This window comes from Eikenella sp. (genome assembly GCF_057315495.1).
This window is the reverse complement of record NZ_DBHKXY010000031.1, coordinates 1-21954: the sequence shown is the minus strand read 5'-3', so window position 1 is coordinate 21954 and position 21954 is coordinate 1. Positions and strand designations below refer to the sequence as shown.

The 21954-nt window shown below is 53.6% G+C and carries 20 protein-coding genes, 1 pseudogene and 1 riboswitch; of the genes and pseudogenes, 12 read left to right on the top strand and 9 right to left on the bottom strand.

Going from position 1 to position 21954, the window contains the following annotated elements:
* Positions 1 to 155: 155 nt before the first annotated feature.
* From ACO6EE_RS05105 to gpmI, 4 genes are all read right to left on the bottom strand, one after another.
* A complete protein-coding gene (locus tag ACO6EE_RS05105) occupies positions 156 to 1601 on the bottom strand; it encodes a S41 family peptidase (protein WP_485959718.1) in 1446 nt (481 codons plus the stop codon).
* A gap of 302 nt (positions 1602 to 1903) precedes the next feature.
* The gene (locus ACO6EE_RS05100) at positions 1904 to 3232 is read right to left on the bottom strand and encodes a murein hydrolase activator EnvC family protein (protein ID WP_485959716.1); all 1329 of its coding nucleotides are present in this window, start codon (positions 3230 to 3232) and stop codon (positions 1904 to 1906) included.
* A gap of 39 nt (positions 3233 to 3271) precedes the next feature.
* Positions 3272 to 3874, bottom strand: coding sequence for a manganese efflux pump MntP (locus tag ACO6EE_RS05095; protein ID WP_485959714.1), 603 nt, complete (start codon positions 3872 to 3874; stop codon positions 3272 to 3274).
* A 48-nt stretch (positions 3875 to 3922) separates the two neighbouring features.
* Positions 3923 to 5443, bottom strand: coding sequence for a 2,3-bisphosphoglycerate-independent phosphoglycerate mutase (gene gpmI / locus ACO6EE_RS05090; RefSeq protein ID WP_485959713.1), 1521 nt, complete (start codon positions 5441 to 5443; stop codon positions 3923 to 3925).
* Between the two features lie 247 nt (positions 5444 to 5690).
* Between gpmI and ACO6EE_RS05085 the strand changes: the two genes are divergently transcribed.
* From ACO6EE_RS05085 to ACO6EE_RS05070, 4 genes are all read left to right on the top strand, one after another.
* On the top strand, positions 5691 to 6131 hold the full coding sequence (locus ACO6EE_RS05085; RefSeq protein WP_485959711.1) for a hypothetical protein: 441 nt from the start codon (positions 5691 to 5693) through the stop codon (positions 6129 to 6131).
* A gap of 112 nt (positions 6132 to 6243) precedes the next feature.
* Positions 6244 to 6792, top strand: a complete 549-nt coding sequence (locus tag ACO6EE_RS05080) for a YqgE/AlgH family protein (protein ID WP_485959709.1) — start codon at positions 6244 to 6246, stop codon at positions 6790 to 6792.
* Positions 6785 to 7231 (top strand): Holliday junction resolvase RuvX, encoded by a 447-nt coding sequence (gene ruvX / locus ACO6EE_RS05075; protein ID WP_067438425.1) that lies wholly within the window; start codon positions 6785 to 6787, stop codon positions 7229 to 7231. Before ACO6EE_RS05080 ends, ruvX begins: the two co-directional genes overlap by 8 nt.
* 141 nt (positions 7232 to 7372) lie before the next feature.
* Positions 7373 to 7936, top strand: coding sequence for a hypothetical protein (locus ACO6EE_RS05070; RefSeq protein WP_485959707.1), 564 nt, complete (start codon positions 7373 to 7375; stop codon positions 7934 to 7936).
* Between the two features lie 404 nt (positions 7937 to 8340).
* Positions 8341 to 8435, top strand: a riboswitch (TPP riboswitch).
* Between the two features lie 122 nt (positions 8436 to 8557).
* On the opposite strand, the pseudogene ACO6EE_RS05065 reads toward ACO6EE_RS05070, so the two are convergent.
* Positions 8558 to 8673 (bottom strand): annotated as a pseudogene (locus ACO6EE_RS05065) (IS5/IS1182 family transposase); the annotation flags it as partial.
* Positions 8674 to 8704: 31 nt separating this feature from the next.
* Between ACO6EE_RS05065 and cytX the strand changes: the two are divergent.
* Complete coding sequence (cytX, locus tag ACO6EE_RS05060) at positions 8705 to 9916, top strand: putative hydroxymethylpyrimidine transporter CytX (protein ID WP_485959706.1); 1212 nt, start codon at positions 8705 to 8707, stop codon at positions 9914 to 9916.
* Positions 9917 to 10050: 134 nt separating this feature from the next.
* Here cytX and ACO6EE_RS05055 read toward each other — a convergent pair whose 3' ends face one another.
* Together ACO6EE_RS05055 and ACO6EE_RS05050 are read right to left on the bottom strand one after the other, a co-directional pair.
* Positions 10051 to 11268 (bottom strand): aromatic amino acid transporter, encoded by a 1218-nt coding sequence (locus ACO6EE_RS05055; protein ID WP_485959705.1) that lies wholly within the window; start codon positions 11266 to 11268, stop codon positions 10051 to 10053.
* Between the two features lie 593 nt (positions 11269 to 11861).
* Positions 11862 to 14225, bottom strand: coding sequence for a penicillin-binding protein 1A (locus ACO6EE_RS05050; protein ID WP_485959704.1), 2364 nt, complete (start codon positions 14223 to 14225; stop codon positions 11862 to 11864).
* 131 nt (positions 14226 to 14356) lie between these two features.
* Here ACO6EE_RS05050 and pilM point away from each other — a divergent pair, with 131 nt between their 5' ends.
* The 7 genes from pilM to aroB are packed head-to-tail and all read left to right on the top strand — an operon-like array spanning position 14357 to position 21153.
* Positions 14357 to 15457: a type IV pilus biogenesis protein PilM gene (gene pilM, locus ACO6EE_RS05045; RefSeq protein ID WP_485959703.1), complete on the top strand. Its 1101-nt coding sequence runs from the start codon at positions 14357 to 14359 to the stop codon at positions 15455 to 15457.
* Position 15458: 1 nt separating this feature from the next.
* Positions 15459 to 16148: a PilN domain-containing protein gene (locus ACO6EE_RS05040; RefSeq protein WP_485959702.1), complete on the top strand. Its 690-nt coding sequence runs from the start codon at positions 15459 to 15461 to the stop codon at positions 16146 to 16148.
* 15 nt (positions 16149 to 16163) lie between these two features.
* Entirely contained in the window at positions 16164 to 16778 is a 615-nt protein-coding gene (locus tag ACO6EE_RS05035) for a type IV pilus inner membrane component PilO (protein ID WP_485959701.1), read from the top strand.
* A 30-nt stretch (positions 16779 to 16808) separates the two neighbouring features.
* Complete coding sequence (locus ACO6EE_RS05030) at positions 16809 to 17345, top strand: pilus assembly protein PilP (RefSeq protein WP_485959700.1); 537 nt, start codon at positions 16809 to 16811, stop codon at positions 17343 to 17345.
* 21 nt (positions 17346 to 17366) lie between these two features.
* A complete protein-coding gene (locus tag ACO6EE_RS05025; protein WP_485959698.1) occupies positions 17367 to 19493 on the top strand; it encodes a type IV pilus secretin PilQ in 2127 nt (708 codons plus the stop codon).
* A 29-nt stretch (positions 19494 to 19522) separates the two neighbouring features.
* Positions 19523 to 20077, top strand: a complete 555-nt coding sequence (locus ACO6EE_RS05020) for a shikimate kinase (protein ID WP_485959696.1) — start codon at positions 19523 to 19525, stop codon at positions 20075 to 20077.
* Entirely contained in the window at positions 20077 to 21153 is a 1077-nt protein-coding gene (aroB, locus tag ACO6EE_RS05015; protein WP_485959695.1) for a 3-dehydroquinate synthase, read from the top strand. Before ACO6EE_RS05020 ends, aroB begins: the two co-directional genes overlap by 1 nt.
* Positions 21154 to 21337: 184 nt before the next feature.
* On the opposite strand, the gene ACO6EE_RS05010 is transcribed toward aroB, so the two are convergent.
* A complete protein-coding gene (locus ACO6EE_RS05010) occupies positions 21338 to 21547 on the bottom strand; it encodes a hypothetical protein (RefSeq protein WP_485959693.1) in 210 nt (69 codons plus the stop codon).
* Entirely contained in the window at positions 21544 to 21819 is a 276-nt protein-coding gene (locus ACO6EE_RS05005; protein ID WP_485959691.1) for a CPBP family glutamic-type intramembrane protease, read from the bottom strand. Before ACO6EE_RS05005 ends, ACO6EE_RS05010 begins: the two co-directional genes overlap by 4 nt.
* Positions 21820 to 21954: the final 135 nt, after the last annotated feature.

The following is a 21954-nucleotide window of genomic DNA, read 5'->3' as shown; positions in this document are numbered from 1 at the left end:
AGTGGATTAACAAAAATCAGGACAAGGCGGCGAGCCGCAGACAGTACAAATAGTATGGCAAGGCGAGCCAACGCTGTACTGGTTTTTGTTAATTCACTATAACAAAGGCTACCTGAAATATTTTCAGGTAGCCTTTGTTGGTTTGCCTAATCGGCTTAGTGCTCAATCGGTTTGGCTGGGCGGGTGGCGGCTTGGCCTAGGGCGGCGCGCCATTGTTGCGGGGCTTTCACCAGTTCCAAAGCGCGGCGCAGTTGGTCGTCTTTGGCTGGATTGGGTTTGTAGCGGGTGGCGGGGTTGTTGTCGGCCTCGTCTTTGGCAGCGGGTTCGGAGGCGGCTTTGTTTTCGGCGCTGTGGTTGTTCAGCGTGCGGCCGCGTACTTCGTTGCCGCCGTTGGGGTTGCTTAGGTGGCCGGAGAGGTCGGCTTCGCGGCTTTCGTAACGGCGGGTTTTATCGGCCACTTCCACGTCGGGCACGATGCCTTGGGCTTGGATGGAACGGCCGTTTGGGGTGTAGTAGAGCTGGGTGGTAATTCTCAGCGCGCCGCCGTTGGAAAGGGGCATCACGGATTGTACGGAGCCTTTGCCGAAGCTTTGCGTGCCCACAATCACAGCACGTTTGTGGTCTTGCAGGGCGCCGGCCACGATTTCGGAGGCGGAGGCGGAACCGGAATTGACCAACACGGTGATGGGGATGGTTTTAAATTCGGCAGGCAGGCCGGCAAGCGGGTCTTTGCTGTTGCCGATTTGGTAGTCGGCGGGCTGGGCTTTGAGGTTCATGTTTTCCTTGCCGTCGCGGCCTTTGGTGCTCACCACGAGCTGGCCGTTTTGCAGGAAGGCGGCAGATACGCCAACGGCGCCGTTGAGCAGGCCGCCGGGGTCGTCGCGCAGGTCGATGATGAGGCCTTTGAGCGGGCCACCGTTAGTGCGGTGCATGGCTTGCAGGGCTTCGGCCATGGCGGGCACGGTGCGCTCTTGGAATTGGCTGATGCGCAAATAGCCGTAACCAGGCTCGATGAGGTCGTGGCGCACGCTGCGTACTTTAATCACGGCGCGGGTGAGGGTAACCACGATGGGCTGGGGCGTGTCTTTGCGGAGGAGGGTAAGGGTGATTTTGGTGCCCGGCTCGCCGCGCATGCGCTTCACGGCATCGTTTACGCTCATGCCGCGGGTGGAGGCATCGTCGATTTTGATGATGTAGTCGCCGCTTTTGATGCCGGCGCGTTCGGCGGGGGTGTCTTCAATGGGGGAGACCACTTTAACGAAGCCGTCTTCGCTGCCCACTTCCATACCCAAGCCACCGAATTCGCCTTTGGTGGATTCCTGCATGTCGGCGTAGTCTTTGAGGTTCATGTATTCGGAGTGCGGGTCGAGGTTGGAAACCATACCTTTGAGCGCGCCTTCGAGGATTTCGTCGTCGGTTTTGTCTTGATAGTAGTTGGCTTTCACCTGGCTGTACACTTCGGCCATGGTGCGCAGTGAATCCACCGGCAGGGGCTGCTGGCTGCGGGTTTCGGCAAAGCTCTGCATGCTCAGGCTTACGGCGATGCCGGTGAAGGTGCCCAGGGTGTAGAGGGCGATTTTTTTGAAGGTGTTGTTGGACATAATGGGTGTTGGTCTTTCAGGTTTTGTTAATCTGAGCCCGAATAATCGGCGGTGGCGGGAGCTGTGTTTTTCAGGTAGCCTGCCGTATGGCTCGAAAGGCTGAACTTTAGGCAAATTTGCTTGTTCCAGCAAGGGGGTGGGGGAAAATAAATGTTAAACGAGGTGGGGATGGGTTTTTATAGATAGCGGGTGGAAAGGCTAGCTGAATAATACAGCGGATGTTTGAGCTTCGTTAGCACTTGTATTTTCAGGTAGCCTTTAAGTGGTTAAAGGCTACCTGAAGATTTCGCTCACCGGTTTGGCTAGTTTACCCATGAGGCTGGGTTCATGGCTTGGTTGCGATAGCGAATTTCGAAGTAGAGGCCGTTTTCACCGTCGGGAAGGCTGCCGCTGCGGCCGATGGTTTGGCGGGCGGATACGCGGCTGCCGGCGCCGGCGCTGATTTGGGAGAGGCCGGTGTAGATGCTGAGGTAGCCGCTGCCGTGGTCGACGATAACGGTGTTGCCGTAGCCTTGCAGGGGGGCTGCGTAGGCGACTTCGCCTTCGGCGATGCTGCGTACGGCGGTGGGCGGGGTGCTGATGAAGAGGCCTTTCCAGGTGCCGCCGCCGGGGCGGGCTTGGCCGAAGCGGCCGCTGATGCTGCCGCTGGCGGGGCGTTGTAGGCGGCCTTGCATGCGGCTGAAGCCTTGGCTTTGCGGCTCTTGGACCTCGGGGGCTTCGAGGGCAAGGTCTTCGGCGGTGAGGGTGTTGCGGTTGGTGTTTTCTGGTGTTGGGGTGTCGTGTTGACGGGCTTCGCTGTGTTCGCTTTCAGGTGGCCTGTGCGGACGTGGGGTGGGTGGGTTGCCGTTTTGGGCTTGTTGAGCTTGCTGCTGGCGGCGTTGGCGCAGGGCTTGGGCACGGCGCTGGCGTTCGGCTTCCTGCCGTTGGGCGGAGCGGCGGCTGAGACTGGCGATGAGGCCGTTGAGGCGGCTTTCGTTTTGGCGCAGGGTTTGCAGCTTGGCGGTTTCGCGGCTGATGTCTTGCTCGAGGCTTTGCTGTTGGCGTTGCTGCTGTTGCTGCTGTCGGCCGAGGCGGGCGGCGGTGGTTTGCTGCTGGCGTTTGAGGGTGTCGAGCCGCTTGAGCTGTTCGTTGATGCTGTCTTGCTGCTGTTTGAGCTCTTGGCGGTTGTGTTGCAGCTGGCTAAGGGCCTGGGCGTTGGCTTGGTTGAGGTGGCGCAGGTATTCGAGGTGGCGGCCTTTCTGCTGGGGGTCGGCGTTTTGCAGAAACAGGGTTACGGCGTTGGGCTGCTGGTTGCGGTAGCGGCTGTTGAGCAGGCGGGCGGCTTGGGCTTGGGTGTTTTGGATGCGGGTTTGCAGGCTGTCGAGCTTGGCCTGCATGGCTTGCAGCTCGCGCCAGGCGGTTTGGCGGCTGCGGGTGAGGCGGTCGAGCTCGCGGCGCACGGTGTCGAGTTCGCTTTGGGTTTGGCGGATGTTGCTTTGCAGCTGGCGTTGTTCGCTTTGCTGTTGTTGGAGCTTGCGGTTGCTCTCGCCGATGGCGCGCTGTACTTGGCGCAGGTCATCTTTAGGCGCAGCGGCGGCGGGCATGGCGCTGCAGAGGAGGGCGAGGAGAATGAGGATTTTGCTGTGCTTCATGAGGCTACCTGAAAAAAGGAGAGGCTACCTGAAAAGGGGTTAGAGGAAATGGAGGTGTTCGGCAAGGATGAGCGTGCCGATGCCGATGAGGACGAGGCCGCCGAGGATTTCGGCGCATTTGCCGATGGCGCTGCCCAGGAAGCTGCCCAAACGCAGGCCGATGGCGGCCATGATGGTGGTGGCCAGGCCGATGGCAAGGGCGGTGAGCAGGATGTTGACTTCGAGGAAGGCCAGGCCGACGCCGACGATCATGGAGTCGATGCTGGTGGCGAAGGCGATGGCGACGAGCATGAGCGGTGAAGGCGGCCGGCGGCCGGATTGGCTTCTTTGGGGCTGCCCCTCTTCCGATTGTTCCCCGGCGTGCGGTTCCGGCTGCAGCGCGCCATAAATCATGCGTAGGCCGAGCAGGAGCAGCAAGGTGAAGGCGATCCAGTGGTCCCAATCGGCGATGTAGCGTTGTGCCACGGAGCCGATTGCCCAGCCGATGAGCGGGGTGAGGGCTTCCACGCTGCCAAACACGGCGGCGGTGCGCAACGTGCCCCAGCGGGTGGGTGTGCCGATGGCGGCGCCTTGGGCGATGGCGGCGGCAAAGGCGTCCATAGACATGCCGAAGGCGAGGGCTAGGATGGTGAGGAAGCTCATGGCGGGTGGAGGCTACCTGAAAGTTTCAGGTAGCCTGCGGCTGGGCGGTCAAACAAACTCAATCAGGCTCTCGCCGCTCATTTCCTGCGGCTTGGGCAGGCCGAGCATGGCGAGGATGGTGGGGGCGATGTCTTTCAGCGCGCCGCCGGCCTTGATGCGGGCGGGGCGGCCGACATACAGGAAGGGCACGGGGTTGGTGGTGTGCTGGGTGTGCGGCTGGTCGTTGGCAGGGTCGAACATCTGCTCGCAGTTGCCGTGGTCGGCGGTAATCAGCACTTCGCCGCTGGCTGCTTGGGTGGCGGCCACGATTTTGCCCACGCAGTCGTCGAGCGTTTCCACCGCTTTGATGGTGGCAGCCAGCACGCCGCTGTGGCCGACCATGTCGCCGTTGGCGAAGTTACACAGAATCACATCGAAACGCTTGGCGGCGAGGCTGTCGAGGATGTGCTGGCACACTTGCGGTGCGCTCATTTCGGGCTGTAAATCGTAAGTGGCAACTTTGGGCGAGGGCACGAGGATGCGCTCTTCGCCGGGATACGGCTCTTCGCGGCCGCCGCTGAGGAAATAGGTAACGTGCGGATATTTCTCGGTTTCGGCAATGCGCAGTTGGCTGATGCCTTGGGTAGACAGGTATTCGCCCAGGCCGTTGCGGATGCTTTCTTGAGCAAACAGCACGGGGAAGTGGTATTGGCTGCCGTAGCTGGTAAGCGAGGTGAAATAGCCGGGGCGGAAGCGCTGCTGGCGTTGGAAGCCTTGGAAATCGTCGAACAGCAGGGCTTGGGTGAGCTCGCGGGCGCGGTCGGCGCGGAAGTTCATAAAAACAACCGCATCGCCGTCGTGCAGGGCGGCTGCGGGGTCGATAACGGTGGGCTGGACGAATTCGTCGTGTTCGCCGCGTTCATAGGCGGCAGCCAGGGCTTGCAGCGGGGTGTCGGCGCGGAACGGGGCTTGGCCGAACAGGGCGTTGTAGGCCTGCTCAACGCGCTCCCAGCGGTTGTCGCGGTCCATGGCGAAGAAGCGGCCGACCACGCAGCCCACTTTCACTTGCGGATGCTGTTCGCAATAGCTTTGCAGAGTTTTCAGGTAGCCTTCCGCGCTTTGCGGCGGGGTGTCGCGGCCGTCTAAGAAGGGATGGAACACGATTTTCTGCATGCCGGCGGCCAAGGCAGCATCGGCTACGGCGAAGAAATGGTTGATGTGGCTGTGCACGCCGCCGTCGGAGAAGCAGCCGAGCAGATGCACGGTTTTCGTGGGGCTTTGCCAGGCGGCGGTGAGGGCGGGGTTTTGCGCGAGCGAGCCATTTTCGATGGCCATATCGATGCGGGTGATGTCTTGCGCCACCACTCGGCCGGCGCCGATATTCAAATGCCCCACTTCGGAATTGCCGAACTGGCCGGAGGGCAGACCCACCATGCGCTCGGAGGCATCGATCGTGCCGTAGGCGTATTGGGCTTTGAGGCGGTCGAGATTGGGCGTGTTGGCGAGAAGGACGGAGTTGTCGTCGCCTTCGAGGCGGTGGCCGAAGCCGTCGAGAATGAGGAGGACGATGGGTTTGGTAAGCTTGCTCATGGCGTGCGTTTCAGATGGAAATTGGGATGGCGGCATTATATAGCGGATTGGGTGGGAATTGAATGCGGGGCGGGGTGGAGCAGGCTACCTGAAATATAGGCTTGAGCGAAATTTTCATCATGTGGGTAGCGTAGTATGGGGTAGGTATTTTGCTGCATAGCAGCTCGCTTGGCTTGCTTTCAGGTAGCCTGCGGCGGTTTGGTAGAATGGGGTGTGAAATGACCGATGGTTTATAGAAAGGAAGAGCATGGATACGCTAGCAACGCCTTTGGGCGAATGGGAAAGGGTGCGCGAAGAAACCACGGGCAGAGTTTTCTTAGTGGGGAAGTTTTTGCAGATGCCGGTATCAGTGGAGCTTGAATCGGCTGATGTTGAGCGGGTGGATTTTGATTTTATTCAAGACAAGGTGTCGAAGTTTGCCCACATCAAGCGGCAGACTGAATTGTTTTTTGAGCGCATTGCCAAAAGCCGCCCCGATTGGTTGGGCATGGCGGCAGGGGCGCGGTTGGTGGATTATCGGGATTGCGTTGCTTGCCCTGAATTCGCGTTTGGCAGCGGGGCGGAGAGTTGGAGCATTGTTTATCGGGAAAGTGTGTTTCCGATTGCGGAGCCGTATGGGATTTTGGTGAATTATTTGGGGGATGATGTGGTGGGGTTTGAAGATATATCGGATGCGGAGGAATGCTAGCGGGCAGTTTTGAGGCTACCTGAAAGTTGCCAGCCCAGATAAAACAGCACGGTATTAAATCGGGCATAACCACTATATAATCAAATCATTTCCACACACGCCGAAACCGATTATGGATTTAACCAACCATTTCCTCATCGCCATGCCCGATATGCAGGATAATTTCTTTGCCGAGAGCGTGGTGTATGTTTGCTCCTATTCCACCGAAGGCTGCATGGGCGTGATTATCAACAAGCCCTCGCCGCTGCCGTTGCGGCAGATTCTGTCTGCCCAGCAGCACGCCGAGCCGCAGCATTTGTTTGACGACTATATCTTCTTGGGCGGCCCTGTGCAGGTGGATCGCGGGTTTGTGTTGCACAGCCCGGCGGGCAACTGGATGAGCAGCATCATCGTGGGCGACAACCTTGCGCTCACCTCCTCCGGCGACATCCTTCCCCACCTGCACGACGAACAAAGCGTGAAGCAGGCCATGCTGTTTATGGGCTACACCGGCTGGAGTGCCGGCCAGCTCGAGCGCGAGCTGGCAGAAAACAGCTGGCTCACCGTGCCGGCCAGCGAACACATCATATTCGGCATGCCGCACGAGCAGCGCTACCACGCTGCCATGTCGCTGCTTAATATTGCACCCGAACAACTCATCCGAACCGGCGGCCATGCTTAATATCCCACACGGCACCACGCTGGCCTTCGATTTCGGCGAAACCCGCATCGGCGTGGCGCAGGGCGACGCCGAAGTGGGCATTGCCCACCCGCTGGCCACCATCAGCGGCGAGGGCAACGACAAAAAATTTGCCGCCATTGCCGCCCTGGTGGCCGAATGGCGGCCGGTGCAATTCGTGGTGGGGCTGCCGCTTTCCACCGACGGCGGCGAACACGAAATGACCCGTTTGGCCCGCAAGTTCGGCCACCGCCTCAACGGCCGCTTCGGTCTGCCCGTGTATTGGGCAGACGAGCGGCTCACCTCGCTCTATGCCACCGAGCTCCTCAATCAAACCGGCCTACGCGGCCGCAAACAAAAGCCCGTACTCGACCAAGTGGCCGCACAGGCGATTTTGCAGGGTTTCTTTGAAGGCGGCTGGGTGGAAGAGTTTCACGGTTGATGGCATGAAGAAATGCTACCTGAAAACGGGAATAAGGTTTCAGGTAGCCTTTTTGGCAACGGGTGGGCAAATCTTTGCAGCAGTGCGCTGCCCGCAGCCATCTGGTTAGATCTATCCCCACTCCAATAAAAGGACGAAAACATGAAACGAAACATATGGCTGGCCATATTAGTGCTGTTGCCCGTGGTGGCTCTGGCCAAGCCTGCCCAGCGCGGCGAAGAAATCGTTTATTTCAGCGCGCCGCCGGCAGGTTTTGAAATCGGTTATCGGGCTTCGCAGGGCGGGCAGACGATTGTGGAGCTGGTGCCGAGAGGACAGACAGTGCAAAACTGGGAGCGGATGGTTACCCTGCAAACCTTCGCCGGCAACACCCGCTCGGTAAGCGACTTTCGCCGCGCGGTGTCGGATGGCTGGCGGCGCGCCTGCCCGGGCGGCAACACAATCAATCTGAGCGAGGGGCAGGAAAACGGCTATCCCTTCGCTTTTTGGCAAATGACCTGCGAACGCAACCCGCAAAGCGGCAGGCCAGAATATACTTGGATAAAAGCGATGCGGGGCGAACGTGCGCTTTATGTGGAGCAATACGCTTTCCGCCACTTACCGAGCCGGGCGGAACTAACCGATGCGGCCCGCCGCCTGCGCGGTATGTCGCTGTGCGATACGCGGCCGGGCAGGGCGCGGCAGCATCCTTGCGGCCGGCGTTAGGAATGTGGGGAGGCTACCTGAAAGCGTACTGTATCCGCTTTCAGGTAGCCTTTTCAGCTGAGTGCTGCTGCATTTTGGCGGACAGGGAACAGTTTGCATTGCAAAGCGGAATTGCGGTAGGGTGTTAAAAGTTGGCTGAAGTTTTTCAGGTAGCCTTTGGGGTGGGGAAGAGGCTACCTGAAAACATATGGGCTGCTTCTCAATAGTTCCGAAGCTAAACAGCAATCGGCTCTCGATTACCCTGTTTTTTTAGCAGTGCTCTTTCCATTTGGATTTGCACGTTTGCTGAACCGAAACGGCTGGGTGTGGAAACATTTTTGTCGTTGGAATCATTCAACCATTTGGCGTGTCGGCTGCCTTTGCTGTGGCGGCTTGAAAAAACAGGGCGGCGGGGTATAATCGCGCCCAATTAGTCGGGGTGCTGCCTTGGGCGGCTGAGAGGATACCCGTTGTACCTGATCCGGTTAGTACCGGCGTAGGGAACTATCTGGCAGAGGGCTGCGGACGGCGTGTGCTGTTCGGGTTGCTTTGCCCCCATCCGGAACGGATGGGCTTCTTCTCAGCTTTGCATTGTGCCCCGGCTTGGTATGCCGGGCTTTTTTGTGCGCGTTTGATACGCGGCTCGGTGGAGTACAGTGAATTAAATTTAAACCAGTACTGCGTTGGCTCGCCTTGCCGTAACGCGTGTACTGTCTGCGGCTCGCCGCCTTGTCCTGATTTAAATTTAATCCACTATAGTTTTTTAAATATCATAGAGGAAACAATTTGATGGAACAGCAGGCAGATAAACTTTCGGTTACCGCTTCGGCGGTGATTTGGTTTGGGGCGGCGGTGTCGGTGGCGGAAATCCTCACCGGCATGCTGTTTGCGCCGTTGGGTTGGCGCATGGGGCTTTTGGCGGTGGCGATTGGCCATGTGATCGGCGGGGTGCTGTTTTATCTGGCCGGGCTGATTGGCGCGCAAACGGGGCGCAGTGCGATGGAAACGGTACAGCTTTCCTTCGGCCGGCGCGGCTCGCTGCTGTTTTCGGCAGCCAACGTGGTGCAGCTGGTGGGTTGGACGGCGATTATGATTTTCACCGGGGCGCAGGCTGCGGCGGCGCTCACGGCAGGCTGGAGCGGTGCGCAGATAGGCTGGAGCGTGATTATCGGTGCGCTGATTTTGCTGTGGCTGCGTATTGGGATGCGGAATTTCAGCAAAATCAATTTTGTGTCGATGGGGACGCTGTTTGCACTGACGCTGTGGTTGAGTGTTCAGGTAGCCTCCGGCGAGCCGGCGGCAGCCGGGCAGGCAGATGTGGAGGCGATGAGTTTCGGGCTGGCGGTGGAGCTGGCGGCGGTGATGCCGCTGTCGTGGCTGCCGCTGGTGTCGGACTACACCCGCCGCGCAGCCAAGGCGCGGGCAGCCACGCTTTCGGCTACGCTGGCTTATTTCTGCACCAGCTCGTGGATGTATGCTATCGGGCTGGCAGCGGCGTTGTTTGCCGGTCAGAGCGAAATCGCGCCGATGCTGCAATATGCCGGGCTGGGCGCGGCCGGGGTTTTGGTGGTGGTGTTGTCTACGGTGAGCACGACGTTTTTGGATGCGTATTCGGCCGGGGTGAGCTTCAACAGCATCAGCAGCCGTTTTGGTGAAGTGGCGGTGGCGGCGGCGGTTACGCTGCTGGGCACGCTGCTGGCGCTGGTGTTTGATGTGAGCCGCTTTGAAGGGTTTCTGTATTTTATCGGCTCGGTGTTTGCGCCGATGATTGCGGTGCAGATTGCGGATTATTTTGTGCTGAAACGCAAGCCGGCTTCGGGGGAAGTGGATTGGGTGAGCTTGGCTTTGTGGCTGGCGGGTTTTGTGTTCTACCGCCTGATGCTGCAATGGCAGCCGCCGCTGGGCACCACGCTGCCGGTGATTGCGGCCACGTTTGCGCTGACGCTGCTGGTGCGTAAGTTGCTGCCGGCGTCGGACGGGGCGGCAGTGCACGAAAGTTAAGCAGAACCAAGAGCAAAAGGCTACCTGAAAAATTTCAGGTAGCCTTTCGTTTTGTTGTAGATGGAGGAAAGTCTGTTCTCCACCATTTTTCAGGTAGCCGCTATCCGAAGGCTACCTGAAATTTTTGGCGGGTATCAGCCATTGAACACGGGCAGGATATTGGCGCGGCTGAGGATTTGGGCGGCCACGTTGGCCAGGCCGAAGAAGAACACCCAAGCCATCAGCCATTTTCCGCCATATACGCGGTAGCCTTTGCCTTCGCCGAATTTTTTGCGGCAGGCGTAGAGCAGCAGGGCGGGCACGAATGCCGTCCACACGGTGGCGGCAAAGCCAACGTAGCTGATGGCGAGCACGAAGCCGGTGGGGAACAGCAGGCAGGCAACGAGTGGAGGCAGGAAGGTAAGGGCGGCGGCTTTGCTGCGGCCGGCGCGGCTGGTGCCGAAGCCGAACAGGTCGGTGAGGTAGTCGAGCAGGCCGAGGGTTACGCCGAGGAAGGATGAGGCGATGGCCATGTAGGAAAACAGGGAGAGCACGCGCACCAGCCCGCTGCCGGCCACTTGGGAGAGGGCGGCGAGCAGGGCGGCCACGTTGTCTTGCGCGGCAATTACGGGGCCGAACTGGCTGCGCGGCAGATTGCCTTGCACGGCGAACTGCCAGAGGGCGTAGATCACCAGCGCCACCAAGGTGCCGAGCCAGAGCGAGCGGGCCACTTTTTTGGCGTCGCCCCGGAAGTAGTCGAACAGGCCGGACACGTTGCCATGGAAGCCGAAGGAGGCGAGGCAAACGGGCAGGGCGGTGCCGAGGTAGATCCAGTAGCTGCCGTTTCCGCTGCCGGCAGTATCGAACAATACGGCGGGTTGGGCGGAAATGAGCAGGCCGCCGTTGGCCCAGAGGAAGGTCATAATCATGCCGCCGATGAGGATGGTGGTGCCGCGGTCTACCCAAAAGGTGGACCACCACACGCAGCCCGCAAAGACGAGGGCAAACACAATCTGGCCCACCCAAAGCGGGGCTTGGAGAGCTTGGGCGGTAAGGTTGCCACCGGTGAAGATGTAGGCGTAGGTGAGCAGATAGAGCACAAAGGCCACGGAGAGGCCGGTGATGATGCTCCAGCCGCGGCCGAGCAGGTCTTTAACGATGGTGTCGAAGTTGGCGCCGGGCGGATAGTGGGTGGTGGCTTCGAGAATCATCAGGCCGCTGGAGAGCATGGAAAACCAGGTGTAGAGCAGCACAATGAGCGAGCCGGCAAACCAGATGCCGGCAGTGGCGGTGGGGTTGGCGAGCATGCCGGCGCCGATTACGGTGCCAGCGATAATCATAGCGCCGCCGAGTACGGAGGGTTTTTGATTCATGGTGATGTGGGTATGGAGTGGGTTTTGGGTATGGTTAAAGCACTGAATTGCTTCCTGCTGCGTTGGCTTGCCTTACTGATTGCCATATTTGCGGCTCGCCGCCGTGTAGGAACCAATCATTGCTTCCGCCACACCCTCGGGCAGGGAAATGAAACGGCCGCCCAAATCAGCAGCGGCCGGATGGGAATTATACAGGGCAGGGGCTTGGCTTGACTATATGGTTTGCGATTTTTGCGCGCCTGGTTTTTGGCATATTCTCACGTTATTGCTTATTTAATGGCGTTTAGTTTTTAAAATGCAGTTTTGTTGTCATGTTGTTGCTTTGGTGGTGATTAGCAGACGGATAATGCCAGTTTGGATTAGAGGCTACCTGAAAATAAATTTTGGCTTTGCGGAAACTGGCAATGCTTGCTTGAACTTGGTTGAAGCCTTATGTTTTTAGGTAGCCTGTGGCGGAGAATAAGTAACTTGCTCTCACACGGCAACTGTATTGGCTTGGTGATGCCGCATATATTTCGACTAGAGAAAAAGGCTACCTGAAAATACGGGATAGGGTTTTCAGGTAGCCTTTGCTATTGGGTAGAACGATTGGTTTAGAACAGGGCGTCAATCTCTTGCGAGGGTGCTGCGCCACCGCCGCTTTGCGGCTGTACCGGCTCTACTGCGGTTTCCTCCGGGATCACCGGATCGCCGCCCGCAGCTTGGATATCTTCGGCATCAGGCGTAGCGCCACGGTTATCGATGGCCAGGCGCGGGCTGGTGCTCTGCTGCTCTTGCAGGAAGTATTCGCCGCCCTTGCGTACGATTTTCGCGGGCATCGGCATGCCTTTTTGCGGCACGCCTTGGAGCGCGTAACGCATGTATTCTACCCATACCGGCAGAGCAATCGTGCCGCCGAAGCCGGCGCGGCCCATGCTGCGCGGTTTGTCGAAACCGATATACACCACGCCCACCAAGTCGGGGTTGAAGCCGGCAAACCAGGCGTCTTTGTTTTCGTTGGTGGTACCTGTTTTACCGGCAATATCGCGTCGACCCAGGGCGTTGGCGCGGGCACCGGTGCCTCGGCGTACTACGTCTTGCATGATGGTGTACATGATGTAGGCGTTGCGCGGATCGATAACTTGCGGCGCACTTTCTCCGGCCACCAAGGGCTTCATCTGGGCGCGCAATCGGCCTTGGTTATCTTCAATACGGTCAATCACGTAGGGAGATACTTTATAGCCGCCGTTGGCAAACACGGCATAGGCCTGCGCCATTTGCAGCGGGGTAACCACACCGCTGCCCAGGGCCATCGACAGTGAATCGGGAATCTGGCGGGCATTAAAGCCGAAACGCTGTACGTATTGATGCACTTCGTGCACGCCGAGCGCCATCACGATGCGGATGGAAACCATGTTTTTAGATGCAGTAAGCGCCTGGCGCAGGGTGATGAAGCCGGAATAGCGGCCATCGGAGTTTTTCGGGCGCCACGGCCGACCGCCGGTGCCCATGCCGGGCAATTCGATCGGGGCATCGTTGATGGTGGTGGCGGCGGTCATGCCTTTAGCCAAGGCAGCGGAGTACACGAAGGGCTTGAAGGTAGAGCCGGGCTGGCGTTCAGCCTGGGTGGCACGGTTGAAGCTCTTACTGTGGAAGTCGAAACCGCCCACCAAGGCGCGGATGGCGCCGGTTTTGCTGTCTAATGCTACAAACGCACCTTGCAGCTCGGGCATTTGGCTGATTTGCCAACCGCGATCGAGTTTACGCACGCGGATAATCGCACCGGGGCGAATGGCGTTGTCTTTGCCGTTGTTGATGGTGCGCGCTACATAATTAAGTGCGTTGCCACTGATTTTGATGCGGTTGCCGCCTTGTGTGTAGGCTTCAATCGAAGAGCGGCTGGCCTGCAATACCACAGCCGGTTGTAGGCCGTCTACAGTGTAAACCGTATCCAGATATTGATCTAAGTTTTCATCTAAGGCATCGGCTTCTATCGTTTTTAAATCGATAAAGGCTTCTGCACCACGATAAGCACCCAGCCCGAAGCCTTTCAGGGCACGGCGCAGGGCTAGGGTGGCCACTCTTTGGCTTTCTGAGCTAACGGTGGTGTACACACGGAAGCCTTGAGTATAGGCATCTTCGCCGTATCGGTCGTACATTTCTTGGCGAACCATTTCAGCTACATATAGAGAGTTTTGGTCAATTTCTACCTGTTGGCGTCGGTAATGCAGTTCTTCAGCCAGCGCTTGGTCACGTTCTGCAGGCGTAATCATCTTTTCTTCAACCATATTATTGAGAATATAACGCTGGCGCAAGCGGGCACGTTCGGGGTTCACGATCGGGTTGAAGGAAGAGGGCGCTTTAGGCAGGCCGGCCAGGATGGTGGCTTCGGCCAAAGTCAGCTCTTTAACTGGCTTATTGAAGTAAATCTGCGAAGCGGCAGCAAAGCCATAGGCGCGCTGGCCTAAGTAGATTTGGTTGAAATACAGCTCCAAAATCTGTTGTTTGCTTAGCGATTGCTCGATTTTGTAGGCCAATAGTGCCTCATTGAATTTACGGCGGTAGCTGCGCTCGTTGGTGAGGTAAAAGTTGCGGGCTACCTGCTGGGTAATGGTACTGGCGCCAGATTGCACACCGCCGGCACGGAAGTTGCCGATCAGAGCACGAGCTACACCAGTAACGTCTACCCCCCAGTGTTGGTAGAAGCGTTTATCTTCTGCCGCGATAACGGCATTGATTAATACCGGCGGGAATTCGTCAATTTTGGTAAACGCGCGACGCTCTTCGCCATACATGCCGATGAGTTTGCCATCTGATGAATAAATAGTCAGCGGCATCCTGGGTTGATAATTAGTTACCGTCTCTAAGCTGGGGAGTTTCGGATAAGTTACCAAAACTGCAATAGCCAGCAGTCCGATACCGAATAAGGCCAGCCCCAACAATAATCCAAAGACAGTTTTAAATATTTTTCTAAACATAGTTACAAATTTTTCTATCAATAAGTACTTTGACTAAAGTAAACTATACCTTAATTTATGCAAGAAAACGCAAAACCTGATATAAATTTACCTGTGACCATTCAACCGGTCTTTTAAAGGGAGGCTCAAAGATGCGAATATCAAAAAAACCAAGAAAATCAAAACAAAAGATAAAAATGTCTTTTGGCAGCAAAGGCTGCTTGGGCGTGGATATTACGCCAACCGCCATTAATATGGTACATCTTGCCGGCAGTGTTCCGGGTAATCTTCGGTTGGAAAATTACACCATCCAGCCCCTACCCAAAGGCGTTATTATAAACGGCAACATCGAAGATCATGACCAACTCGTGTCATATTTACAACAAGCTTACCAACAGCTTGGTAGTAGTTGCAAGAATGTAACAGCAGCCCTGCCGCAGGCTTTAACCAATATACAAACGATTACTTACGATGCCCGTAGCTCTGATTTGCCGATAGATGAGTTCGTTGAGTTGGAAGCCAGCCAAACCATCGGTTCTGATAACCTGAGCTATGATTTCCAAGTTACCGCCGAGCTGCAAAACGGTAATGTGCAGGAAATCGTCATGGCTGCCGCTAAACGTGATGATGTGGATCTGCGCACAGATTTGTTCGCGGATGCTGATATCCCGTTGTCACAGCTGGATGTGGATACTTTTGCTGTTGTAAATGCATTCTCTGTGTGGATTGATCAATTCGCTCCCGATTTGGAGCATCAAAAACTGGCTATCTTCCATGTGGATGAAGATCAGACCAAAGCTTTAATTCTCCAAAATGGCAATATTGTATATAAACAAGAAACCAATTTTGGTAATAAACAGCTGACTCATAACATCCAGCGCCAATATAAATTGAGTGAGGATGATGCATGGAGTATGCGTTTCAAAAGCAATAAGCCTGCAGATTTTCAAGGTACTGTGGCTGATCATTTTAATAGTCAGCTTACCCAGGAAATTCAAAGGGTTCTGCAATTCTATTACACTACGGTTAGCAGTGATTACCAAGATAGCGTTAAGCATATCTTAATCTCTGGATGTCCGTTTATGCAGCCTTTCGGTCTTGCAAAAAGCGTGTACGCTCAAACCAATATTTCTACTCAGCAAGTAGAGCCTATTGCTAGTACGCAAGGCGGCAAACAAGCCGAAACTTCGAAATTTAATTTGGAATCCGGGCAACTGACCGTTGCATTTGGATTGGCTGTAAGAGGATTGTAAAATGATTCCATTAATTCAACTAAATATGCTCCCCTATCGTGAGGAGCAGGATAAACAGAAAAAAGCACAGTTTACCAGACTGATGGTGTTCTCTGGTTTGGTTGGTGTTGGTTTGCTGGTACTGACTTATGTATCACTTAGCGGCATGATTTTGAACCAAGAGTCTCGCAATCAGCAATTAACTGATGGTATTGCGCAACTGGATATCCAAATCAAAGAAGTGGAAACCTTGGAGGCTGAAAAGCGGGACTTCTTGGCTCGGAAAGCAAAAGTAGAAGAGCTGGAAAACAAACGTTTTGAAGCAGCTAGAATGATTGACTCCTTGAATACTGTTGCACCTGAGGGTGTCTATCTGACAGGAATTAAGGCAAAAGATGTTAGCACTTATACCCTGTCGGGTAAGGCTACTAGTGATAGCAAAATTGCTGATTTTATGCGCGTGATTCCAAGTACCAATGTGTTTGGTCAGCCTTCATTGGATAGTATTAATAAAGTAGAGTCGGTACAAGAGTTTGAATTAACTGTAGCTGTTTCTGCCTCGGCACCGATGAATAGTGATTCTGCAAATATTGCTCCCGTTGTAATGCCGGCAGAGTCTGCTTCTGCTACTGGTAATATTTCTGCATCAGTACCCAATACGCCTGTAGCACCTGCGTCATCTGCTACAGCTACTTCCTCCCCTGCGAATTAATGGAAGGATGAAATCATGGCACAAAAAATTGATCTTAATACCTTATATAAACAGAACAAGCTGGTTCAGCTTGGTGCTGGTATCGTTATTGTTCTTCTCCTTTTAGTTGCAGGTTACTTTGCTGTGTTTAAAGGACAATGGGAAGAGTTTGAAACTTTACAGCAGAAAGAAGAACAGTTGAAGCAGGAGTATCAAAGCAAAGCAGATCAAGCAGCCAATCTGCCAGTTTTGAAGGATGAGCTAGAAAAAATCCGCACTGCATTTAACGTGTTACTAAAACAGCTGCCAACGGATGCAGAAATTCCAAACCTGATTCAGGAGCTGCATCAAGCTGGGGCTAAAAATAGTATGCGCATGAATAGTGTGAAGCCTTTGCCTCCTGTGGATCTTGATAACGTACAGCAATTACCTTATGAAATTTCTATTTCAGGAAATTATGAGCAAATTGCACAATTTATACGAGATGTAGGTCGTCTGTCCCGTATCGTAACCTTAGATAAGATCAATCTTGTTCCTGCAGATGCAAAAGATAGCAATGGCATGCTCACCTTAACTGCTAACGCGAATACTTATAAGGCGTTGGCTCAGAGTGAAGTAGTTGCTGCTTCAGCTGCATCACAAGCTGAATGATAAGACTGGTTCTTTATAAAGGATTTTATAATGAAGAAAAATATACTATGGTGTTCAGCAATTTTTTTGCTGACAGCCTGTTCTTTGACAGAGGGTAATTTGCAGCAGTGGATGGATAATGCCCAGGCAGAAGCAAGAAGTAAGGTACGCCAACCACAGATACCGACTATTTCAAAGTCTCCTGAGTATGTTGACCCTGTCATTAATGGGTTAAATATATTTGACCCTAAACGACTGCGTGTGAACCAACAATCAGGCATTAATGCTCCAAATCCTGATAGACCAAAAGAGATTTTGGAAAACTTTAGCTTGGAAAGCTTACGTTATGTGGGTTCTATTAAACGTGGTGGACAAGTTTCCGCTTTCGTTGAGGCAGGTGGTCATACCTACACCGTACGCGTTGGTAATTATCTTGGCCAAAACTATGGGCAAATTACAGCGATTACTCCGGATAAGTTGATTTTGTCGGAGGTAACTGAAGATAGCTATGGTGCATGGCAACGTCGAACAGCGGAATTAGAGTTGAACACAACTCCAGACGCTTCTAATCAATCAAAACCTAATTAAACTTACCAAGGGATTTACGCTATGAAAATCAAAAAACTGCAATATCTAACTGCTTTAGGTATGAGCTTGGCCATGCAAGGCGTACTGGCTGGTAATATTACAGATATCAACGTTTCTGCTTTGCCGAACAATCAAAAAGTGATCAAAATTCGTTTTGATCGGGATATGCTGAAACCCAGCGGTTTCATTACTACTACACCTGCCCGTATTGCTTTGGACTTCCCGAATACTGGTGCTAACCTTAGTCAGCCGGTACTTCAATATAATGACTCGTTACTCAGCCAAATTGCAGTTGCTCAAGACAGCAATAAGACTCGTGTTTTGCTCAATTTGAATAGACCTGGGCAGTACAATGCTGAAATCAGAGGTAATGAAGTTTGGATTTATTTGAATGAGACAGGTCAGGCATCTTCTCCAGCTGTGAGAGCCGCGGCTCCCAGCAACCAAATTCAGCAAGAGTCTATTGGTGTGACTGAGACTAGAGCAACTGCAGGTCAGAATGCTCTTGGTAGCAATACTGCGAATGTGGCCGTTGATTTTCACAAAGGTACAAATAATTCAGGTGTGATTGAAATTAATACTGCCGGCTATCAGGGCACTCCTGAAGTTAAACAGCGTGCCAATAATTTGGTCATTTTGTTGAAAAATAACCAACTGCCGATTGCTGCTCAGCGTAATTTAGATGTAACCGATTTCAGCACTCCGGTTCGCACCATCAGCTTGCGCCGTTTGGGTAACGATACAGAGATCACTATCAAAAATCAGGGTGGTTGGGAACATAAGGCTAACCAGTCTGCTGGGCGATATACTATTACGGTTTCTCCTAAATCTACAGTAGCTGAAGATGGTATTAACCGTAATCGTAACCGTAATTTTACTGGTAAACGTGTTTCTTTAGACTTCCAAGACGTAGATGTACGTACTATTCTGCAGATTTTGGCTAAAGAATCTAATATGAATATTGTGGCCAGTGACAGTGTTTCTGGCAAAATGACATTATCATTGAAAGATGTGCCTTGGGATCAGGCCTTGGATTTGGTAATGCAGTCACGTGGATTAGAGTCGCGTCGTAACGGTAACATTATCCGTGTTGCTCCGGCGGAAGAGTTCCGTAAAATTGATGTTGAGACTCTGGAAAATGCTAAGCGTATTGAGGAGCTTGGCCCTCTAGTATCTCGTACGTTCCAATTGAAGTATAAAGATGTCAATGAATTCCGCAAAATTCTGAACATTAATGAGAATGGTGGATCTAATAATAGTGGCAATAATAATAACTCTTTATTGAGTAGCCGTGGTTCAGCAGTGATTGATCCGGCGACAAATACTCTGATCATTAAAGATAACCAGAATGTTATCAAAGAGTTTGAGCGATTAATTGAACAGTTGGACGTTCCTGCTCGTCAAGTAATGATTGAGGCTCGAATTGTTGAAGCTAGTGATGGCTTTTCCCGTGCATTGGGCGTGAAGTTTGGCTATAACCGTACTTCTGGTTCAACTAGAATTGGTAGTGGATTGGGTAGTGGCGGTGGTGCCAACGGTAATACTTTCTCTATTGTACCGAACGTGAACCTGCCAGCTGCATCTGCGACCTCTTCCATTACCATTGTCCGTGCATTGTCTTCCGGTGCTTTAGGATTGGAATTGACGGCTATGCAGGAGCAAAACCGCGGTAAGATTATTTCCAGCCCGCGCGTGCTGACCCAAGACCGCAAAGAAGCCACCATCAAGGCTGGTCGAGAGATTCCTTACCAAGAAGCTTCTTCCAGTGGCGCTACCAGCACTAGCTTCAAAGAAGCAGTATTAGGTTTGACTGTTACCCCACAAATCACGCCTGATGGCAATGTGATTATGGACATCAAGCTGAATAAAGATTCAGTGGATGAAAACTGTAGCGTACTGGGTACTCCGTGTATCAGCACTAAAGAGCTGGTTACCCGCGCGATGGTTGAAGATGGTGGTACCATCATCTTGGGTGGTATCTATGAGGAAGATAACTCTACTGCCCAATACAAGGTACCGTTGCTGGGTGATATTCCGCTTGTTGGCAACTTGTTCCGTGGTACTAAACGTAATAACAGCAAAAACGAATTGCTGATCTTCATCACTCCGCGTATCATGGGTAGTGAAGGTAACGTTCTGCGCTACTAAGCCACACTTTGCCGATTGATTCGGTTACAATGCCTGCCATGGATACCATGGCAGGCAATATTTTTTTTATCGGATTGATGGGTGCGGGCAAGACCACGCATGGGAAGCAGTTGGCAACGTTATTGCAACGCGATTTTGTCGATAGTGACCAACTGATTTGCCAGCGCACCGGTGTTGCTATTTCCACTATTTTCGAGCTGGAAGGGGAGGGTGGCTTTCGCAAGCGCGAAGCTGCCATTATTGACGAACTGACCCTCTGCCATCCCATCATCCTCGCTACTGGTGGTGGAGCTGTCTTGTCTCCTGACAATCGCCATTGTTTGCATACGCGCGGTACTGTGATCTATCTGCACGCCACTCCTGAAGTCCTATATCGGCGTATCCAATACGATAAAAATCGCCCCCTGCTTCAGGTAGCCGATCCACTCGACAAACTTGAAGCACTCTATCAACAGCGCGACCAGCTTTACCGCAAAACAGCCCATCTCGTGTTTAATATTCCTCCGCAGCACTCCTGCCCGCAAATTACTAAGCAGCTGTTGCAGCTGATTCAACAACATCAACATAGCCAAGAAAACCGATAATGCAAACTCTGCACGTCCATACCCCCGGCCACAGCTATCCCATCCACATTGGTTCTCGCTTGCTCGATAATTTAGCCGAACATATCCGCCCGTATATCAGCAGCAAAGCCGTCATCATCAGTAATCAAACTGTTGCCCCACTTTATCTTGCTCCCGTTCAAGCAGCCTGCCAACATCTTGGTATCAGCGTTTGCGACATCATCCTGCCTGACGGCGAACAATACAAAAATAATGAATCTCTCCAGCAAATCTACACTGGCCTGCTGCAGCATCATGCCGATCGGCGCACCACTATCTTGGCTCTCGGTGGAGGCGTAATCGGCGATCTTGCCGGCTTTGCTGCCGCTACCTACCAGCGCGGTATCCCCTTCATCCAAATTCCCACCACCCTGCTCAGCCAAGTTGATTCATCCGTAGGGGGGAAAACCGGTATCAACCATCCCCTCGGCAAAAACATGATCGGCGCGTTTTACCAGCCCCAAGCCGTCATTGCCGATACCGCTACCCTGCAAACCCTTCCTCCGCGTGAATTTTCCGCGGGGCTTGCCGAAGTCATCAAATACGCCTTGCTCGGTGACATTGATTTTCTCGCCCGACTCGAACAAACCATGCCCAGCATTATGCAGCAAGAGCAAACCGCCCTCGCCGATACCATCAGCCATTGCTGCCAAATGAAAGCGCACATCGTTGAGCAGGATGAAAAAGAACAGGGCATCCGCGCCCTTCTCAATCTCGGCCATACCTTCGGCCATGCCATCGAAACCCAGATGGGCTACGGCAACTGGCTGCACGGCGAAGCTGTAGCTGCCGGCATGGTGCTTGCTGCGCGACTTTCCGAGCATAAAGGCTACCTGAAAACCGCCGACACCGAACGTATTATCTGCCTGCTGCAAGCCGCACGATTGCCCGTTGCACCGCCAGAGTTTGCGATTGATACCTGGCTTGCCCACATGCAGCACGACAAAAAAAATCAAGCCGGCCAAATCCGTCTTGTTATTCTCAAACAGCTCGGTCAAGCCGAGGTGGAAGCTGGCTTCGGCCGGGAAGATATGGCAGCTTTGCTGCAAAGCATCTGATTTTCCATTGGGGCAGGTTTGCTAATTGGTCAAGCCGGTGCAGCAACACGGATTGATGCCATATCGGGAATAAAAATCTTAGTTTTGCAGAAACTTGCCTTTCTATGAAAATCTCGTTTTCAGGTAGCCTCTTCATACAGCAGGCTACCTGAAAATTATTTTGGCCGTTGGGTATGGTTTAAGCTTAAGGTTTGCGGAAAAATAAGGCTTTGTCTTTGCTAATAATCCAGAGAATGAATATCAGCAATAGGCCAGTTTGAATGATTTTACTGTCGGGATGAGTGGCAAAAATTTCGTCGCCGAGGTTGGTGGATAGGTGGAACAGCACGGCAATCAGGATACTGCGGTCGCTTTTCAGATACAACCAGTTGGAAAGCAACACGAATTCAATCATGCTGAACACAAAATTGGCGGTATATAGCGCGCCTTCGGCCACCACCTGGTGTGGTAGTAGCCCTGAATAAAAGCCAGCGGCAGATGCCACAGCGCCCAATATACGGTAAAGATCATGGAGGCGGTGAACATACTGAATCGGCTCAATAGTGCATCGGTGCCATGGCTGTGCCAGGCCAGCTCTTCAATGATGGCAGCAAAAATGAGGAGGAACCACGGCGAGACCATAGCTGAGCTAAATGAGGGGTTGCCGGAGATGTGGAACTGCGCCATGCTGTGGCCAAACAGCAGGGAGATGAATTGTGCCAATATCAAGGTGAACGGCAGGAGCAGCAGGGTGCATAGCAGATAGCGTTTGGGGCTGTACTAGATTAGCCCTAAATTCCACACCAATCCCGCAAGGTTTTT

Coding starts and splice junctions, on each gene's coding strand:
- ACO6EE_RS05100 (WP_485959716.1), bottom strand. CDS start 3,232: ATGAAGCACAGCAAAATCCTCATTCTCCTCGCCCTCCTCTGCAGCGCC.
- ACO6EE_RS05005 (WP_485959691.1), bottom strand. CDS start 21,819: ATGGCGCAGTTCCACATCTCCGGCAACCCCTCATTTAGCTCAGCTATG.
- ACO6EE_RS05020 (WP_485959696.1), top strand. CDS start 19,523: ATGCCTGCCATGGATACCATGGCAGGCAATATTTTTTTTATCGGATTG.
- ACO6EE_RS05035 (WP_485959701.1), top strand. CDS start 16,164: ATGGCACAAAAAATTGATCTTAATACCTTATATAAACAGAACAAGCTG.
- gpmI (WP_485959713.1), bottom strand. CDS start 5,443: ATGAGCAAGCTTACCAAACCCATCGTCCTCCTCATTCTCGACGGCTTC.
- ACO6EE_RS05010 (WP_485959693.1), bottom strand. CDS start 21,547: ATGATTGAATTCGTGTTGCTTTCCAACTGGTTGTATCTGAAAAGCGAC.
- ACO6EE_RS05025 (WP_485959698.1), top strand. CDS start 17,367: ATGAAAATCAAAAAACTGCAATATCTAACTGCTTTAGGTATGAGCTTG.
- cytX (WP_485959706.1), top strand. CDS start 8,705: ATGGAACAGCAGGCAGATAAACTTTCGGTTACCGCTTCGGCGGTGATT.
- aroB (WP_485959695.1), top strand. CDS start 20,077: ATGCAAACTCTGCACGTCCATACCCCCGGCCACAGCTATCCCATCCAC.
- pilM (WP_485959703.1), top strand. CDS start 14,357: ATGCGAATATCAAAAAAACCAAGAAAATCAAAACAAAAGATAAAAATG.
- ACO6EE_RS05055 (WP_485959705.1), bottom strand. CDS start 11,268: ATGAATCAAAAACCCTCCGTACTCGGCGGCGCTATGATTATCGCTGGC.
- ACO6EE_RS05095 (WP_485959714.1), bottom strand. CDS start 3,874: ATGAGCTTCCTCACCATCCTAGCCCTCGCCTTCGGCATGTCTATGGAC.
- ACO6EE_RS05030 (WP_485959700.1), top strand. CDS start 16,809: ATGAAGAAAAATATACTATGGTGTTCAGCAATTTTTTTGCTGACAGCC.
- ACO6EE_RS05105 (WP_485959718.1), bottom strand. CDS start 1,601: ATGTCCAACAACACCTTCAAAAAAATCGCCCTCTACACCCTGGGCACC.
- ruvX (WP_067438425.1), top strand. CDS start 6,785: ATGCTTAATATCCCACACGGCACCACGCTGGCCTTCGATTTCGGCGAA.
- ACO6EE_RS05050 (WP_485959704.1), bottom strand. CDS start 14,225: ATGTTTAGAAAAATATTTAAAACTGTCTTTGGATTATTGTTGGGGCTG.
- ACO6EE_RS05040 (WP_485959702.1), top strand. CDS start 15,459: ATGATTCCATTAATTCAACTAAATATGCTCCCCTATCGTGAGGAGCAG.
- ACO6EE_RS05070 (WP_485959707.1), top strand. CDS start 7,373: ATGAAACGAAACATATGGCTGGCCATATTAGTGCTGTTGCCCGTGGTG.
- ACO6EE_RS05080 (WP_485959709.1), top strand. CDS start 6,244: ATGGATTTAACCAACCATTTCCTCATCGCCATGCCCGATATGCAGGAT.
- ACO6EE_RS05085 (WP_485959711.1), top strand. CDS start 5,691: ATGGATACGCTAGCAACGCCTTTGGGCGAATGGGAAAGGGTGCGCGAA.